The 16,154-nt window shown below is 71.8% G+C and carries 14 protein-coding genes; 3 read left to right on the forward strand and 11 right to left on the reverse strand.

Translation table 11 applies throughout. The annotated features are described in order from the left end of the window. Window positions 1-13 precede the first annotated feature (13 nt). From INP57_RS13930 to INP57_RS13955, 6 genes are all read right to left on the reverse strand, one after another. Window positions 14-1,345: a sulfate adenylyltransferase subunit 1 gene (locus tag INP57_RS13930; protein ID WP_200070614.1), complete on the reverse strand. Its 1,332-nt coding sequence runs from the start codon at window positions 1,343-1,345 to the stop codon at window positions 14-16. Continuing rightward, the gene (cysD, locus tag INP57_RS13935) at window positions 1,345-2,250 is read right to left on the reverse strand and encodes a sulfate adenylyltransferase subunit CysD (protein WP_200070615.1); all 906 of its coding nucleotides are present in this window, start codon (window positions 2,248-2,250) and stop codon (window positions 1,345-1,347) included. The genes INP57_RS13930 and cysD overlap by 1 nt, the downstream gene beginning before the upstream one ends. After that, window positions 2,250-2,981, reverse strand: coding sequence for a 3'(2'),5'-bisphosphate nucleotidase CysQ (locus tag INP57_RS13940; protein WP_233627586.1), 732 nt, complete (start codon window positions 2,979-2,981; stop codon window positions 2,250-2,252). The genes cysD and INP57_RS13940 overlap by 1 nt, the downstream gene beginning before the upstream one ends. Then, on the reverse strand, window positions 2,893-3,933 hold the full coding sequence (locus tag INP57_RS13945; RefSeq protein WP_307850068.1) for a sulfite exporter TauE/SafE family protein: 1,041 nt from the start codon (window positions 3,931-3,933) through the stop codon (window positions 2,893-2,895). The genes INP57_RS13940 and INP57_RS13945 overlap by 89 nt, the downstream gene beginning before the upstream one ends. Next, the gene (gene cysC, locus INP57_RS13950) at window positions 3,918-5,411 is read right to left on the reverse strand and encodes an adenylyl-sulfate kinase (protein WP_307850069.1); all 1,494 of its coding nucleotides are present in this window, start codon (window positions 5,409-5,411) and stop codon (window positions 3,918-3,920) included. Before cysC ends, INP57_RS13945 begins: the two co-directional genes overlap by 16 nt. A gap of 166 nt (window positions 5,412-5,577) precedes the next feature. Continuing rightward, complete coding sequence (locus INP57_RS13955) at window positions 5,578-8,547, reverse strand: alpha-L-rhamnosidase (protein ID WP_200070618.1); 2,970 nt, start codon at window positions 8,545-8,547, stop codon at window positions 5,578-5,580. A 162-nt stretch (window positions 8,548-8,709) separates the two neighbouring features. Here INP57_RS13955 and INP57_RS13960 point away from each other — a divergent pair, with 162 nt between their 5' ends. Then, window positions 8,710-10,200, forward strand: coding sequence for an MFS transporter (locus tag INP57_RS13960; protein WP_200070619.1), 1,491 nt, complete (start codon window positions 8,710-8,712; stop codon window positions 10,198-10,200). Window positions 10,201-10,237: 37 nt separating this feature from the next. On the opposite strand, the gene INP57_RS13965 is transcribed toward INP57_RS13960, so the two are convergent. From INP57_RS13965 to INP57_RS13980, 4 genes are read right to left on the reverse strand one after another with little or no spacing between them, the layout of a single operon-like run. Next, window positions 10,238-10,489 carry a hypothetical protein gene (locus INP57_RS13965; RefSeq protein ID WP_233627519.1) on the reverse strand — a complete coding sequence of 84 codons (252 nt, stop codon included), beginning with the start codon at window positions 10,487-10,489 and terminating at the stop codon, window positions 10,238-10,240. After that, window positions 10,489-10,716 (reverse strand): non-oxidative hydroxyarylic acid decarboxylases subunit D, encoded by a 228-nt coding sequence (locus INP57_RS13970; protein WP_200070620.1) that lies wholly within the window; start codon window positions 10,714-10,716, stop codon window positions 10,489-10,491. The genes INP57_RS13965 and INP57_RS13970 overlap by 1 nt, the downstream gene beginning before the upstream one ends. A 17-nt stretch (window positions 10,717-10,733) precedes the next feature. Then, window positions 10,734-12,149, reverse strand: coding sequence for a non-oxidative hydroxyarylic acid decarboxylases subunit C (locus INP57_RS13975; protein WP_200070621.1), 1,416 nt, complete (start codon window positions 12,147-12,149; stop codon window positions 10,734-10,736). Between the two features lie 59 nt (window positions 12,150-12,208). Further along, complete coding sequence (locus INP57_RS13980) at window positions 12,209-12,796, reverse strand: non-oxidative hydroxyarylic acid decarboxylases subunit B (protein WP_200070622.1); 588 nt, start codon at window positions 12,794-12,796, stop codon at window positions 12,209-12,211. Between the two features lie 324 nt (window positions 12,797-13,120). On the opposite strand from INP57_RS13980, the gene INP57_RS13985 reads away from it, so the two are divergent. Both INP57_RS13985 and INP57_RS13990 read left to right on the forward strand, forming a co-directional pair. Further along, window positions 13,121-13,648, forward strand: a complete 528-nt coding sequence (locus tag INP57_RS13985) for a MarR family winged helix-turn-helix transcriptional regulator (protein WP_307850070.1) — start codon at window positions 13,121-13,123, stop codon at window positions 13,646-13,648. Between the two features lie 173 nt (window positions 13,649-13,821). Then, a complete protein-coding gene (locus INP57_RS13990) occupies window positions 13,822-15,579 on the forward strand; it encodes a sensor histidine kinase (RefSeq protein ID WP_233627520.1) in 1,758 nt (585 codons plus the stop codon). A gap of 271 nt (window positions 15,580-15,850) precedes the next feature. On the opposite strand, the gene INP57_RS13995 is transcribed toward INP57_RS13990, so the two are convergent. Beyond that, on the reverse strand, window positions 15,851-16,147 hold the full coding sequence (locus INP57_RS13995) for a hypothetical protein (protein WP_200070623.1): 297 nt from the start codon (window positions 16,145-16,147) through the stop codon (window positions 15,851-15,853). Window positions 16,148-16,154: the final 7 nt, after the last annotated feature.

Genomic DNA, 16,154 nt, shown 5'->3' on the forward strand with positions numbered 1-16,154 from the left:
CAGCACGCGCCGATCAACTGCGCGTACCGGGGTTCGCCTCGGTGATCAGGACGGCGCCCGCCGTGGCGTGCGTCGTCTCGTCGATGAGCACTCCGCCGCCGGTGAGCCGGTTGCGCTCGTAGGGGTCGCAGAAGATCGGCTGCGCCAGGCGCAGTCCGACCTCGCCGATGTCGTTGAGCCCGAGCTCGGCGGCCGGCTCCCGACTCAGCGTGGTGACGTCCAGCCGGTGCCGAACCTCGGTAACGACGGCTTTGACGGTGCGCGTGGTGTGCTTGAACAGCAGCCGCGTGCCGGGCCGCAGCGGTGCCGCCGCGGTCATCCAGCACACCGTCGCGGACAGCTCGTCCGCCGGTTCCGGGGCGTTCGCCGCGGCGCACAGCAGATCCCCGCGACCGACGTCGATGTCGTCGGCCAGTCGCAGCGATATCGACAGCGGAGCCTGCGCGCTGACCAGCGCGCCATCCGCGGTGTCCACCGAGGACACTCGGGATCGCATCCCGGAGGGCAGGTGCAGCACCTCATCGCCCGCTGCCACCGAGCCGCCGGAGATCTGGCCGGCGTAACCGCGGTAATCGCGCTCGGGCGCCCGGATGACGCACTGCACCGGCATCCGGAAGTCCATTGTGGAGTTGTCGTCCGCGATGCGGACCTGCTCGAGGTGCTCCAGCAGCGCCGGCCCGTCATACCAGGGCATGGCGGCCGAGCGTTCCACCACGTTGTCGCCGTGCAGTGCCGACAGCGGTATCGCGGTGCACCCGTGCCCGACGAACTCGGCGAATACGGCCGCGACGTCGCGGAAAACCTGCTCGTCGTAGTCGACCAGGTCCATCTTGTTCACCGCGAGCACGACCTCCGGAACCCGCAGCAGCCCGGCCAGCACGGCGTGCCTGCGACTCTGCTCGGTCAAGCCGTGCCGTGCGTCGACCAGCACGATCGCCAGGTCCGCAGTGGACGCCCCGGTGACCATGTTCCGGGTGTACTGGGCATGACCCGGGGTGTCGGCGATGATGAACGCGCGACGGGCGGTCTCGAAGTAGCGGTGCGCCACGTCGATGGTGATTCCCTGCTCGCGCTCGGCGCGCAGGCCGTCGGTGAGCATCGCCAGGTCCAGCACGTCGTCGCCGCGTTCCGCGCTGGCCTGCTCCAGCGCTTCGACCTGGTCGGCCAGCAGCGACTTCGAGTCGTGCAGCAACCGGCCGATCAGGGTGCTCTTGCCGTCGTCGACCGCGCCTGCGGTGGCGAACCGCAGCAGGCCGTCGGCCGGGGTGAAACCGTCCGCGTCCGCAGCGGTTCCGGGTAACGCGTCCGCGGGAACGGCCGGTCCGGCCGGAGAACTCGGGCTCATCAGAAGTATCCCTCCCGCTTGCGGTCCTCCATCGCGGCCGCGCTCGTGCGGTCGTCGGCGCGGGTCTGGCCGCGCTCGGTGACCCGGGTCGCGGCGATCTCGGCGAGCACTTCGGACACCGTGGACGCTTCCGATGCAACCGCGCCGGTGCAGGTCATGTCGCCGACCGTGCGGAACCGCACGGATCGCTCCACCAGCGGCTCGTCCGGGTCGCGGTGCAGGAACGGATTGTCCGCCAACAACATCCCGTCGCGCTCGAACACCTTGCGGGTGTGCGCGAAGTACAGCGGCGGCAGCTCGACACCGTCGCGTTCCACGTAGGTCCACACGTCGCGTTCGGTCCAGTTCGACAGCGGGAACGCGCGCACGCTCTCGCCGGGCCGGATCAGTCCGTTGTAGACGTTCCACAGCTCGGGGCGCTGGTTGCGCGGATCCCACTGCCCGAAGGAGTCCCGGAAGGACAGCATCCGCTCCTTGGCCCGCGCGCGTTCCTCGTCGCGGCGCGCGCCGCCGAACAGGGCGTCGAAGCGGTGCTCGGCGACGGCGTCCAGCAGCGTCACCGTCTGCGCCCGGTTGCGGCTGGGCCAGCGGCCCGTCGGCTCGGCCACCCGGCCCGCATCGATCGAGTCCTGCACGCCGGCCACCACCAAGCGCACTCCCAGCTCGGCGACGCGGCGATCCCGGAAGTCGAGCACTTCGTCGAAGTTGTGCCCGGTGTCCACGTGCAGCACCGGGAACGGGATCGGAGCGGGTGCGAACGCCTTCTCCGCCAGGCGCAGCAGGACCGCGGAGTCCTTGCCGCCGGAGAACAGCAGCGCGGGGCGGTCGAATTCGGCGGCCACTTCGCGGATCAGGTGCAGCGCCTCGGACTCCAGGACGTCCGATCGGGACGGTCCGGACGGCATCAGCGACTCCCCTCGGTCAGGTTCCCGGGCAGCGCGGCCAGCAGGTCCGCGGCCAGTTCCCGGCGGCACACCAGCAGATCCGGCAACCACGGGTCCGGCAGGTCGTAGTGCAGCGGCGAGCCGTCCACCCGACTGGTGTGCAGTCCGGCCGCCCGGGCCACGCCGACCGGCGCTGCGCTGTCCCATTCGTACTGCCCGCCCGCGTGCACGTAGGCGTCGACCTCGCCGAGCACCACCGCGCTGATCTTCGCGCCGGCGGAGCCCATCGGAACGGTCTCGGCGCCGAGCGATTCGGCGAGCTCGCGCACGAATTCCGGCGGGCGGCTGCGGCTGACCGCCAGCCGAGGGTGGGCGATGCCGTGGCTCGGCTGCTTCGGCGGCGCACCGGTGCCGAGAACCCGGCCGTGCGCGGGCAGCGCTACCGCGGACGCGGTGATCTGATGATCCTCGGCCAGTGCCACGTGCACGGCCCAGTCGGTGCGTCCGGCTTCGGAGAACTCGCGGGTCCCGTCCAGCGGGTCGATGATCCAGACCCGGTCGGCGGATTCCCGCGGTGGCCCGGAAACGCCGTGCTCGGACAGCACCGGATCCTGCGGGCGGGCTTGCGCGAGCGCGGCGACCAGCAGGTCGTGCGCCGTGCGGTCACCCTCCGCGCCGAGGGCTTTCGGGTCCGTTGTGGACGCCGTCCGCTCCCGCAGGTCCAGCAGGCTCTCGCCGGCTTCCCGCGCCAGTCGTGCGGCGAGTTCGTGATCGTCCGCGCTCACCCGGTACCTCCTCGTCCGACGTCAACTCTTCGTTCCGCGCGCCAGGGCGGGCACGGGAGAACACCCGGTGCGCGACCGGGGAGACCGCTGCCGCGAGCACCACCAGCACGCCCAACGACGCGCCGATGATCGCGTTCGCGCCCAGGAGCATGACTGCGGTGGTCGCCAGCATTCCGCCGAGCAGCACGCGGATCGGCCGGTCCGGGACGCGGGCCGAGATCAGCGCTCCGACCAGCACTCCGGGCAGCGAGCCCACCAGCAGCGAACCGACGATTCCGAAGTGGACTTCGCCGGTGAACAGGTGCCCGCAGGCGGCGACCAGCACCAGCGGCACGGCCTGCACCAGGTCGGTGCCGACCAGCCGCGCCGAGCTCAGCGAGCGGTTCGTCAGCAGCAGGCACACGATGATGATGGAACCGGAACCGACCGAGGTGGTGCCGACGATGAGCCCGGCCACGGCGCCGAGCAGCGCGGTCGGCAACGGCCGCACCGAGGCGGGGCCTGCCGCGGGTCTGCGTTTCGCCAGCAGCATCCGGGCGAACAGCATGATCGCGGCCAGCAGTACCGCCACACCGGTCAACGTCTTCAACGACGATTCCGCACCGTCGCCGAGCGAACCCGCGAACAGCGATCCGACCACCGCGCACGGCAGCGAGCCCAGGCACAGCCAGCCGACCAGCCGCGCGTCCGCGGTTTTCCGCCGCAGGTGCACCAGCGCCCCGACCGGCTTCATGACGGCGCTGGCGACCAGGTCGGAGGACACCGCTGCCAACGGCGGCACCCCGAACACCAGCGTGAGCAGGGGCATCGTCAACGCGCCGCCGCCCATCCCGGTCAGTCCCACCAGCAGCCCGGTCAGCAGGCCGGTGACCGCCACTCCCGGGTTCGGTGCGGCGAGCTCGGCTAATGCGGGTTCCACCGGCCCACCCAGCCTCGTCGCCGCAGCAGCGCGACGACCTCGTCGACGGCTTCGTCCTGCGACAGCCCGGAGGTGTCCAGCACCAGGTCCGCATCGGCGGGCACCTCGTACGGCGCGGAGACGCCGGTGAACTCGGGCAGCGTCCCGGCGCGGGCCTTGCGGTAGAGGCCCTTGCGGTCGCGGCGCTCGCACTCGCCCAACGGCGTCGCCACGTACACCAGCACGAATCCGCCCGATTCCTCGACCATGTCGCGCACCGCATCGCGGTCGGCGCGGTACGGCGCGATCGGCGCGCAGATCGCGGCGCCGCCGTGCCGGGTGACTTCGGAGGCCACGAACCCGATCCGGCGCACGTTGCGGCTGCGGTCCTCAGCGGAAAAGCCCAGTCCCGCGCACAACGTGCGGCGCACGACGTCCCCGTCGAGCAGCGTCACGGCCCGGTGGTCGTACTGCGTGAGCTCGTCCCGCAATGCACGCGCCATCGTGGACTTGCCCGCTCCGGAAAGTCCGGTGAACAGCACCGTGAAGCCGCGCCGGGACAGCGGTGGATGCAGCCGTTGCTGCTGCTCGGCGATGGCGGGCGTGGTGAACCAGCTCGGCAGCGGGTCGCCCCGGTCCAGGTGTGCGCGCAGTTCTTCAGCGCTGAGGCCGGGAAGCCGCCTGCTCGGCTCGACCTGCGCGGCCGGGCGCCAGCGGCCGGTGTCCTCGCGCACCACCTCGGGCGGCTCCAAGCCCGGAATCGGCGGCTGTTCCAGCGGATGCTCGCTGATCAGGTGGGTGGCTCCGTAGGCGGCGGCGACGTGCGCGGTCAGCAGCGCGTCCCGCTTCGGATCGGGCCGCTGCGCCAGCGGCACCGGCACGACCGTCGTGTCCGGCGGCAGTTCCGGGCGTGCGGCCAGCACTGCCTGCACCAGGACTTCCGGGCGCGGCCCGATCATCCGGGGCAGCAGCAGCAGGTGCGCCCCGTGCTCGGCGACCAGCTCGCGCAGCTGCGCGATCTCCTTGTGGTGCAAGGGTTTTTCCGGAAGCATCGCCAGAACGGGGCCGTGCGACAGGTTTTCCCGCACACTGGCGGCCGGCGGGCGCATTCTGCGCAGCGCGCCCGTAGGCGCCGCGGCGGCGCGTACCGGTCCGGCGGCATGGCTGCCGTCGGCGTCCGACCAGGCCGCGACGTTGCTGACCACGGCGACAGGTGCGCCTTCGGAGTCCTGCAGTTCGATCTCGTCCGCGGCGGCCACTTCCGCAGGCACGGTCAACGTGATCGGGGCGGGCCAAGGGGTCGCGTCGCACAGGCGTTGCCGGGTGCGCACGGACTCGACGTCGGCGGCATCGAGAAATCCGCTCAGCGCCGGGAAAGCACCGTCCAGCAGGAGTTCCACATCGGACAGTTCGGCGGCGCCGGGCACCCACGTGGCGCGCCGGACCGCACCGCGGCCGCGCGTACCCGGCCCCGGACACTCGGATTCCGCTCCGCTCACACGCACCTCTGTCCGCCCGATGAACTGGATCCATACGGTGACCGACCGCAGCCGCCGCGGAGAACCCCGGTGTCCATTTCTCGCCAGATCTCGTTTTTCCCACCTTGCACGGCGGATCTCGTTGCCACTGAGCGTGATTTCCGGCATTGCACGCGTACCGTACGGATCATTCCGGCTCCAGGTCGGACGTGAAGGTGTGGGTGCCCGGGCCCGCGGAGAAGACCGCACCGGCGGCGCTCTCCTCCGCGACACCTGGCGATCCCCTGCAGGAAACTCGCCCCGGCAGCTGGACCCGCGCCGATGCGTTCGGCGGAATGCGCACGGTGAGCGTGAAATCCGTCCCGTCGCGCCGCCATCGCGTCTCGATGCGCCCCGCGGGCGCGCGGTAGTGGCCTTCGGCCCACCGCAGATCGCCCACGGGCTTCGGCCGGATCAGCAGTCGCCGGAAGCCGACCGAGCCGGGTTCCTGGCGTATCCCGGCGATCCCGGTGTGGAACCACTCGTCGATCTGCGTGAGGATCATGTGGTTCAGCGAGTTCACCATGTCCCACTGCTCCGGGATCGTGGTCAGCCCACCGGGATTCTGCGGGTGATCCCGCAGGAACGCGCCATAACCCGGCACCTCGTCCCGGCGCAGCGCCGCCCACAGCACGTCGTCGCGGTCGGCGTCGCGCAACACCCGCACCACCGGGCCGAGTCCGATGTGGCCGGCGAGCAGCCGCGGACCGTCCCGATGGTGGATTCGGCCGAGCAGCGCATCCAGCACCCGCGGGCGTTCCGCTTCCGGCACCATGCCCGCGTCGAGCGGGAGCGCTTGCGCGGCCTGCGTCGCGCCGGAGGTGGCGCCGTCGCCGGTGTAGCAACCCAGCTCGGCGTCGAAGAAGCGGTCGTGGAACGCGCCCGCGATCGCCTCCGCGAGCGCGCAGAACTCGCGGAAATCCGTTGTGCGGCCGAGGATTCCGGCCATGTCGGCGAGCCGCCGGGTAGTCAGGTAATAACCCCAGGTCCCGGTAAGCTCACCCGAGGTGTCTTCCGCTCCGACCCAATCGCCGAGCGGCCCGGTCACCAGATGGCCGTTCGCTTTGCGCCGGCTCAGGTAATCCAGGTAAGCCGTCATGGCCGAGTAGTGCTGCGCCATCGTCCGGGTGTCGCCGTAGAGCCGGTGCAGCAGCCACGGCACCAGCACGATCGCGTTGCCCCAGTTGACCTCGTCGCCGAAATCCCCGGTGTAGCCCCAGTCGTAGACCGGGGCCTTCAACGCCACGTTGCCCGCCCGCGGACCGCGCCCCGCCTGACCTTCGACGAGGTGGCGCTGCATCGTGCGCAGGTACGCGGAGAGGTCGAAGTGCCGCGAGAGCACGCCGATCGGATGCGTGTAGTCCGCGCCGTAAGCCAGCTTCTCCCGGCCGGGGCAATCGGTGAGCACGGACATCAGGTTCGCCGCCACCGAGAAGTGCGCCATCCGGTGCAGCCGGTTGATCCGGCCGTCCGAAGTGCGCACTGCTCCGGCAGGCGCCGCATCGGCACGCAGTTGCAGTCCGCGCAGTCCGGGCCGGATCCCTTCCGGTGCGGCGACTTCGACGAACCGCATCGCGAAGTACTGGAACGCGGGCCGCCACCGCTCCCCCTCCGGTGAGCCCGCTGCGATGTAGGTGTGCAGCACGTCGGTGCCGCGGGTGGCGTCGCGGATCGAAGTCTGGTCCACGCGGCCGTCCTCGGTCAGCGCCTCCCCCGGCCGCAGGCTGATCGCGGTTCCCGCGGGTACCGGAGGCAGCCGCAACTCCGGCCACCCGGCGATGTTCTGCCCGAGGTCGAACACCTGGATCCCCGGCTCCGGTTCGCGCACCGTCACCGGCTCCCACTCGCGGACCACGCGCACCGGCGGGCCCGCGCGCCGCACCAGCTCGGTGGCCAGGTTCGGCGGCGCCGCGGGCATCGCGTCGATCCAGCCGGTCCTGCTCCCGTCGCGGCGCACAGCTTCGGCGGAGTGGTCGGCGCCCGGCTCGTCCCAGCCGGGCTGCTCCCGGCGGGCGTCGTGATCGGTGCCCGAGAACCAGTTGTCGGTGACCGCCGGGCCGAGCGCGGTGCGCCACTCCGGCCCGCTGACGATCGCCTCCTCGCGGCCGGCGGTGGTGAGCTCCAGCCTCGCCAGCATTCGCGGCGGCACCGCGGCACCGGCGCTCGGGTCGACATCCGCCACCGGGTCGCCGGACCCTGCGACAGGCGTGCCGGCGGGGTGCGCCCGCTCCAGCGGCGGCGCGAAGGTGATCGACTCGTCGCCGAGCGCGGTGATCCACCGGTCCTCCAGCTGCTCGCCCTCGCCGACGTGCACGGAACCGCCCACGAAGTAGCCGCTGGTGCCGGTGGCCCGGACCGAGTCGTCCCCTGCGCGGGCGTCCGCGCTCAGCACCCCCGAGGCGGTGTCGTGACTGGTCCACCACGAATACGCGTCGCGCAGACCGGAGTTCGTGCCGTCCCGGTGCACGTGCGCGGTGCCGTGGCCCAGCCGGACGCCGAGCGTGTTCGGCCCGCACCGCACCGACTCCGTGACGTCGTAGGTCCGGTACTCGGCGGATCGCTGGTAGTTCGAGTTCCCCGGGGCCAGCACCTCGTCGGTGACGGGGCGGCCGTTGAGCGTCACGACCTGCACGCCGAGCCCGCACACGTACAGCCGCGCGCGCCGGACCGGACCGCTCACCCGGAAAGCCCGCGCGAAGATCGGCAGCGGGTCGCCCGGCCCGCGCCGCGGATGCGCGATCCAGCGCGCCCCGCCCCAGTCCGCGCGCGTCAGCAGGCCGGTTTCCCAGCCGGCCCATTCGCTCCAAGGCGACCAGCGGTCGTCCTGGTCGCGCACCCGGACCCGCCACTCGACCCGGGTGCGCGCGGGCAGCCGCGGGCCGCCGTAGCCGAGTCCGGCGCAGCCGGATTCGACGACCCCGCTGTCCCACAGCTGTTCCCCGCGTTCGTCGAACACCTGGACTCGGCAGGCGCTCTGGTGGCCGGAGTCGCCCAGCAGCCGCCAGCTCAGGTCCGGAGCCGGATCGTCCACGCCGAGCAGTGGACCGTGCCTGCCGGCCCCCAACCCGCCGACCTGCAGCTCACCGACCCGCGGCCCCGCGACCCGGAGTCCGGTCACCGGCCACCCCCGCTCACGATCGCCAACGCCGAGGCTGTTTGTACGCAGCGCACCCCACCCCGTCAACACTCCACAGTGGACAGGTGCCGCGCCCCGGCGCGCACGCTTATCCTCGGCGAGTCGCCCGGACCCCGAACGAGGTACCCAGCGGAAGAGGCCAGCATGGAAGCTCCGTCAGCCCCGCCGACCGTGGCGCTCGGCGGCCGGGCAGGCCGCTGGATCATCGTGGCCACCATCCTCGGCTCCGGGGTCGCGTTCCTGGACGGTTCGGTGGTCAACGTGGCGCTGCCCGCCATCGGCCGGGACACCGGTGGCGGGTTCGCGGTGCTGCAATGGGTGCTGGACGCCTACCTGCTCACGCTCAGCGCGCTGCTGCTGCTCGGCGGGGCGCTGGGCGATCGCTACGGGCGGCGGCTGGTGTTCCAGATCGGGCTGGTGGTGTTCACGCTCGCCTCGCTGGGATGCGGGCTCGCGCCGGACGGCGCGGTGCTGATCATCGCCCGGCTGGTGCAGGGCGTCGGCGGGGCGCTGCTGGTGCCGGGCAGCCTCGCGCTGATCAACTCGACGATCCGGCCCGACGACCGGGGGCGGGCGGTGGGCACCTGGGCCGGGCTGACCGGGGTTTCCTCCGCGCTCGGCCCGTTCGTCGGCGGCTGGCTGGTGGACGCGGTGTCCTGGCGCTGGGTGTTCTTCATCAACCTCCCGATCGCCGCGGTGGCGCTGGTGGTCACCGCCCGGCACGTGCCGGAAACCCGCAGCACCGGCGTCACCGGAGCGCCGGACCTGGCCGGAGCCGCGGCCATCACCCTCGGGCTGGCCGGGGCGATCTACGCCCTGATCGAACTGCCCGTGCACGGCTGGAACGTGCTGACCGCCGTGGCGCTCGCCGCCGGAGTGGCCGGGCTGGTGGCGTTCCCCTTGGTGGAGTCGCGGACGAAGGGGCCGATCATGCCGCCGGCGCTGTTCGCGAACCGCCAGTTCACCGGTGCGAACCTGACCACGTTCACGGTGTACTCGGCGTTGAGCGGCGCGCTGTTCCTGCTGTCGCTGCAACTGCAGCAGACCCTCGGCTACTCGGCGCTGGAGGCCGGGATCGCCACCCTGCCGATCACCGTGATCATGCTGCTGCTGTCCGGCCGGATGGGTGCGCTGGCCCAGCGAACCGGCCCGCGGCTGCCGATGACGATCGGCCCGTTCGGCTGCGCGGCCGGGCTGGCGCTGATGACCTTGGCGGTGCCCGGATCGTCCTACCTGACCGGTGTGCTGCCCGGAGTGCTGGTGTTCGGGCTCGGCCTGGCGGTGACCGTGGCACCGCTGACCTCGGCGGTGCTGGCCGCGGTGGAACCGGCGCGGGCCGGGGTGGCTTCCGGGGTGAACAACGCGATCTCCCGGCTGGCCGGGCTGGTCGCCGTCGCGGTGCTGCCGCTGGTGGCGGGCATGACCGGCCCCGGTGCCACGGTGGGCAGCGGGTTCGGCAGGGCGATGGTGATCTCCGCGGCGGTGTGCGCGCTGGGCGGAGTGCTTTCCTGGTGCACCATCGACCGCCGCTGCCCCGTCGAGTCCGTCGCGGTCCCGGGCCTCAACCACGCCTGTCAGGACCCTTGCACCCAACACGGCTCCATCGAGGAGCGAACGGACCGTTCGTCCCGCTAGATCGGTCGAACGGTCCGTTCGCTCGGAACGACCGCGCTCACTGCGGCGAGCACTTCTCGAACGGCCACTGGTGCGGCGGGCGGGCGCTGAGCTCCTCCGGCGGCTCGGGCAGCCGCACCGGCTCGCCCGCGAAGTGCGCGATGACCACGACCCGGTCGGCCGAGCGGTACACCGCGAGGTCCTCCCCGCCGCTCGCGCGCAACGCGGGCACGCCGTGCGCGCGCACCCAGGCGAGCAGTTCGTCCCGCTTGCCCTCCGGCGCGCGTGCCTCCCACATCAGCGCGTTCATCAGCTCGTCCGGCGCAACGGCGGGATCGCGGGAACCTGCGGCGCCTCGTCGATGTCGGCCTGGGTCATCTTGAACGCGTCGGGATAGGACTCGCGCTTGGTGCGGCGGTCCGGTTCGGTGCTGCGCCAGGTGTAGAGGCAGCGTTCGCACTGCCAGACCTCCCACACCCCGGCGACCGGCGACACGGCCAGCCGCCGCAGTCCTTCAGCGGCGCAACGAGGACACATCGTCGGCTCCTCTCGTCTCACTTGCCCTGCAACGTGCGCAGCCGGGAAATCCACCGCTCGGTCTCCGGCAGGTCCCGCACCGGCTGGCTGTAGTGCCCGCGCGTGTCGGGCGCGACCGGGGTGGTCGCGTCGATCACGAGCTTGTTGCTGATCCCCGGCGGCTGCGAACCCGGGTCCAGCTCCAGCACCGACATGTTCGGCAGGTTCACCAGATCGCTGGCCGGGTTGACCTTCGTCGACAGCGCCCACATCACCTGCGGCAGGTCGAACGGGTCCACGTCCTCGTCGACCACGATCACGACCTTGGTGTAGCCGAGCCCGTGCGGCGTGGTCATGGTGCGCAACCCGACCGCGCGGGCGAAACCGCCGTAGCGCTTCTTGGTGGACACGATCGCCAGCAGCCCGTGCGTGTACATCGCGTTGACCGCCTGCACCTCGGGGAAGTCCGCGCGCAGCTGCTGGTACAGCGGCACGCAGGTGGCCGGGCCGATCAGGTAGTCGATCTCGGTCCACGGCTTGCCCAAGTACAGCGACTCGAACAGCGGCTTGCTGCGGTAGGAGATCCGGTCGATGCGCACCACGGTCATGTTCCGGCCGCCGGAGTAGTGCCCGGTGAACTCGCCGAACGGGCCCTCGATCTCCCGCTTGCGGCCCTCCACGACACCTTCCAGCAGGACTTCGCAGCCCCACGGCACGTCGAACCCGGTCAGCGGGGCCGTGGCGATCGGAGCGGGCGCGCCGCGCAGCGCACCGGCCATCTCGTACTCGGACTGCTCGTAGCCGAGCGGGGTGCCCGCCACGACCGTGATCAGCGGGTCGTTGCCGAGTGCGATGGCCACCGGCAGGTCCTCGCCCTTCTCCTCGGCTTTGCCCAGGTGCAGCGCGATGTCGTGCATCGGCACCGGCTGCATCCCGAGCCGGTTCGGGCCTTTCACCTCCAGCCGGTAGGTACCGACGTTCTGCTTGTCGAAGTTGTCCGGGTCGTCCGGGTCGCGCGAGACCACCGCGGCCTTGTCCAGGTAGAAGCCGCCGTCGCCGTCGTTGAGCCGGAACAGCGGCAGCACGTCGAACAGGTCCACGTCGTCGCTGGTGTTGGCCGCGAACGGCGGATCGTCGCGGCGCTGCGGGGCGACCGGGAAGTCTTCCCAGCGGCGGATGAACTCCTCGACCTGCTCCCGCGTGGACGTGGAAGGCGGCAGGCCCATCGCGATGGCGTGGTTGGCCCAGGAACCGTGCGCGTTGAGCACGATCCGGGGGTCGACGAACCCGTTGACGTCGTCGAAGTAAAGCGCGGGCGCGTTCTCGCCGAGCCGTGCGGCGGCGTTCGCGGCCGCGCCCAGGTCCGGTTCCGGTTCGACCCGTTCCGGCACCCGCAGCAGCTGCCCCTCCTTCTCCAATGCGTCCAAATAGGACCGCAGGTCGTCGTAGGCCAAGATCTCCTCCTCACCGCTCGCCGGATGCCCATCGGCGGCTCGTTCCCGGACGTACCGGCTCAGCGCTCGTCGTCCCGCCGCGCTTCGGCGAGCCCGTTCCACCGGCGGGCGGCGGGCGCGGGCAGGCCGAACTGGTCGAGCACCCTGGCGACCACGTGGTCGACCACGTCCCCGACCGACGACGGGTTGTTGTAGAAGGCGGGCATCGGCGGAACCATCACCGCGCCCATGCGCGAGAGCGCGAGCATGTTCTCCAGGTGGATCTCGCTGAGCGGCGTCTCCCGCGGCACGACCACGAGCTTGCGGCGTTCCTTGAGCACCACGTCGGCCGCCCGCCCCACCAGGCCGTCGGCGAACCCGGTGCGGATGCCCGCGAGGGTCTTCATGCTGCACGGCACGACGACCATCCCGTCGGTCCGGAAGGAGCCGGACGAGATCGAAGCGCCCTGATCACCCGAGCCGTGCACCACGTCGGCGAGCTTGCCGACCTCGCGGGCGCTGTAACCGGTTTCCAGCTCGATCGTGGTGCGCGCCCAGCGGCTCAGCACGAGGTGCGTTTCCACCTCGGGCTGCTCGTGCAGTTCTTCCAGCAGCCGGACGCCCAGCGGCGCCCCGGTCGCCCCGGTCATCCCGATGATCAGCCGCAACGCCGGACCTCCCGCCCACCGAGAATAATAGTTCGTATGCGAACGTTCGTCTACATACTAACACCTGGTGGCGCGAACTGCCCGCGGCCACCAGGCCACCGGGTACCCGGAACCGCCCGAACCGGACCGGCGTGCGCAACCGCGCAGCGGCCGGGATCTAGAATGGCGGGCCACCGATCAGCCGGGCCCGCGGCCGCCGGGGGCGAGCGAATACCGGGCAGAGCCAACGACGGGGGGGCGGCACACGGCGCCGGCGGGCGTAACGAGGTTCCCCACCCACTACGCAACCGTTCCGAGACACCCTCAGCGGGAGGAGCGCGCCAAGTGCAGCACCTGGAGCACGTCGTCTTCCACCTCATGCGCCGGGTCCTGCAGGACCACGGCGCGCGCTGGCAGTCCGAGCTGCCCCAGCTCACCAAACCGCAGTACGCCGCACTCACCGCCATCGACGAACATCCCGGCATCGAGCAGACCGCGCTGGGCCGCCGCGCGGCCATCGACAAGGCCACCCTCGCGGCCATGCTCGCCCGCCTCGAACAGCGCGCGCTGATCGAGCGCACCGTGGACAGCTACGACCGGCGGCGCCGCGTGCTGCACCTGACCGCGGACGGCAGGCGGGTGCTCGCGGACTCGCACCGGCTCGCCGAGAAGATCAACGGCGGGATGCTGCAGCGGCTCACCGCGACCGAGGCCGATCAGCTGCGCGAACTGCTGGCCAAGCTGGCCGCCGACGAGAGCGGCGAACTCGCCGCACCGCCCGAGAACGCCGCAACCACCGAGAACAGCGCACCCCCGGAAAGCGCCGGGTCGCCGGAGCGCGCACGCCCCCCGGAGGCCCCCGCCGAGAGCTGATCCGACACGCCCGCGCGCACCACCCCGGACCAGCGCGAATGGAGTAGCCGCGGCGCGTCCGGTCGGTCACACTCGCAGCACACGCGCGGCCCCGCGCCCACGCGCCACCGGCGACGGCCCCGGCCGTCACGACGCGCGCCGAGCGCGGCACACCGGAACGCACGCCGAGAGCGATGGACCAGCCGATGCCCGATGCCTCCTCGTCCGACCCGGTGAGCTCCCAGCTGCAGGGAGTCGCCTCCACGCTGGGCGACCTGCGACTCGACGAGCTGCTCGGCGAGTTGCAGGAACGCCTGGCCCGGGTGATCAGCACCCGCGACCGGATGCAGGACCTGCTGGACGCGGTGCTGGCGATCGGCACCGAACTCGAGCTGGACAGCACCCTGCACCGCATCGTCACCACCGCCACCGAGCTGGTGCAGGCCCGCTACGGCGCGCTCGGCGTGCTCGGCCCCGGCGGCGAGTTCACCCAGTTCGTGCACGCGGGCATGGACGCCGGGACCACCACGGCGATCGGCGGCCTGCCGAAGGGGCACGGGATGCTCGGCCAGGTCACCCGCGACCCGCGGCCGCTGCGGCTGGCCGACCTCACCGAACACCCGTCCGCGATCGGATTTCCGGCGCACCATCCGCCGATGCGCAGCTTCCTGGGCATCCCGATCCGGGTGCGCGACGAGGTGTTCGGCAACCTCTACCTGACCGAGAAGCTCGACGGCGGCGAGTTCAGCCAGGACGACGAGGTGGTGCTGCGCGCGCTGGCCGCCGCCGCCGGGGTGAGCGTGGAGAACGCGCAGCTGTTCGACCAGGTCCGGTTGCGGCACCGCTGGCTGCAGGCGTCGAGCGAGATCACCACGGAGCTGCTTTCCGGGGTCAGCACCGCCGACGGCCTGCGGCTGATCGCGCAGCGCGCGATGGAGATCTCCCGCGCGGACTGCGCGCTGATCGTGCTGGCGCGGGAGGGAACCGCGACCGGACTGGCGCGGGTGGAGGCGGTCGCGGGCGAGGCCGACATCGAGGTCGGCATCCCGGTGACCACCGACGGGCCGGTGCTGGCCAGCCTCACCGGGGACACCCCGGTGCTGGAGTCGGACGTGTCGGCCTCCCCGGTCAGCGGCTTGCAGCACGTGCTGCCCGGCTACGGCCCGGCGCTGGCGGTGCCGCTGCACTCCGGCGAGGCCGGGGCGGGCGCCGTGATCGCGTTGCGGCGCAAGGGGAATCCGCCGTTCGGGCCGGGGCAGGTGCCGATGCTGGCCTCGTTCGCCGACCAGACCGCGATCGCGCTGGAACTGGCCGCGAAGAACCGCGCGCAGCGCCAGCTGGACGTGTTCGGCGACCGCGAACGCATCGCCCGCGACCTGCACGACCACGTGATCCAGCGGCTGTTCGCCACCGGCCTGAGCCTGCAGGGCACGCTGCGCCGCGCAACCGACGCCGACGTGCGGCGGCGGTTGCAGCAGTCGGTGGAGCAGCTCGACGACACCGTGCGCGAGATCCGCACCGCGATCTTCGACCTGCATTCCGCGCCGGAAACCGACGAGCCGGTGAGCCTGCGCAGGCGGCTGCTGGACACCGTGGCCGACGCCAGCAGCGGCGCCGGCTTCGCACCATCGGTGCGGATGTCCGGGGCCGTCGACACCGCGGTGCCCGCCACCTACTTCGAGCACGCCGAAGCGGTCGTGCGGGAGGCGGTCACCAACGCGCTGCGGCACGGCGAGGCCACCGAGATCACGGTCTCCATCGACACCGGCGCGGAACTGACCATCGAGATCGTCGACAACGGGACCGGCATCGGCGAGAACCCCGCCCGCAGCGGGCTGGCGAACCTGCGCAAGCGCGCCACCCAGTGCTCGGGCGGCCTGGAGGTGCAGGCCGCTGCCACCGGCGGCACCCGGCTGTGCTGGCACGCCCCGCTCAACAGCAACGAGCCCTGACCGCGGGGGCCAGGGCTCGTCAGGACCGGGTTCTTCGTCCCACTTGTGTTTGCTGGAATGTTTCGTCTTTCCAAGCGGCGTCAGCCGCCTTCGCCACCTAAGCAACCGGCACCGCCGCGAGTTCTCAGGCGTCTGCTCGCGAGGACAGCGGCCCGGACCTGTAAAGACGCCGCGTAGGGAGCTACGTCAGGATGAGATCCCGCAGCGAGCAGGCGCCTGAGGTTCCGCCAAGCGACCACCTACGCAAAACGAGCTCAATGCAGATCCTGCTTCAGTGCTCGTCGTAGTGGTCCTCGTGCGCGGCGTGCCGGTGGCCGTCGTGCAGGTAGTCGACGTGGTCGCCGTGCGGGACCGCGACGTGCCCGCAACCGTCGCCGTGCCGGTGGGCGTGCTGTTCGTGCACGGTGTGACCGTTGGGCTCGCACTCGTCGTAGTGCCCGTCGTGCGCGGTGTGCAGGTGCCCGTCGTGGACGTAATCCACGTGGTCGCCGTGCGGGACCGCGACGTGCCCGCAACCGTCGCCGTGCCGGTGGGCGTGATCGGTGTGTTCCTGGTGCGCGGTGGTCATCGATCTC

Origin of the sequence: Saccharopolyspora galaxeae, from assembly GCF_016526145.1 — a bacterium.
Taxonomy (GTDB): Bacteria; Actinomycetota; Actinomycetes; order Mycobacteriales; family Pseudonocardiaceae; genus Saccharopolyspora_C; species Saccharopolyspora_C galaxeae.

Excerpts from the sequence above, each read along its gene's own strand:
- INP57_RS13930 (WP_200070614.1), bottom strand. The coding sequence starts at position 1,345 with ATGAGCCCGAGTTCTCCGGCCGGACCGGCCGTTCCCGCGGACGCGTTA.
- cysD (WP_200070615.1), bottom strand. The coding sequence starts at position 2,250 with ATGCCGTCCGGACCGTCCCGATCGGACGTCCTGGAGTCCGAGGCGCTG.
- INP57_RS13960 (WP_200070619.1), top strand. The coding sequence starts at position 8,710 with ATGGAAGCTCCGTCAGCCCCGCCGACCGTGGCGCTCGGCGGCCGGGCA.
- INP57_RS13965 (WP_233627519.1), bottom strand. The coding sequence starts at position 10,489 with ATGAACGCGCTGATGTGGGAGGCACGCGCGCCGGAGGGCAAGCGGGAC.
- INP57_RS13970 (WP_200070620.1), bottom strand. The coding sequence starts at position 10,716 with ATGTGTCCTCGTTGCGCCGCTGAAGGACTGCGGCGGCTGGCCGTGTCG.
- INP57_RS13990 (WP_233627520.1), top strand. The coding sequence starts at position 13,822 with ATGGACCAGCCGATGCCCGATGCCTCCTCGTCCGACCCGGTGAGCTCC.
- INP57_RS13995 (WP_200070623.1), bottom strand. The coding sequence starts at position 16,147 with ATGACCACCGCGCACCAGGAACACACCGATCACGCCCACCGGCACGGC.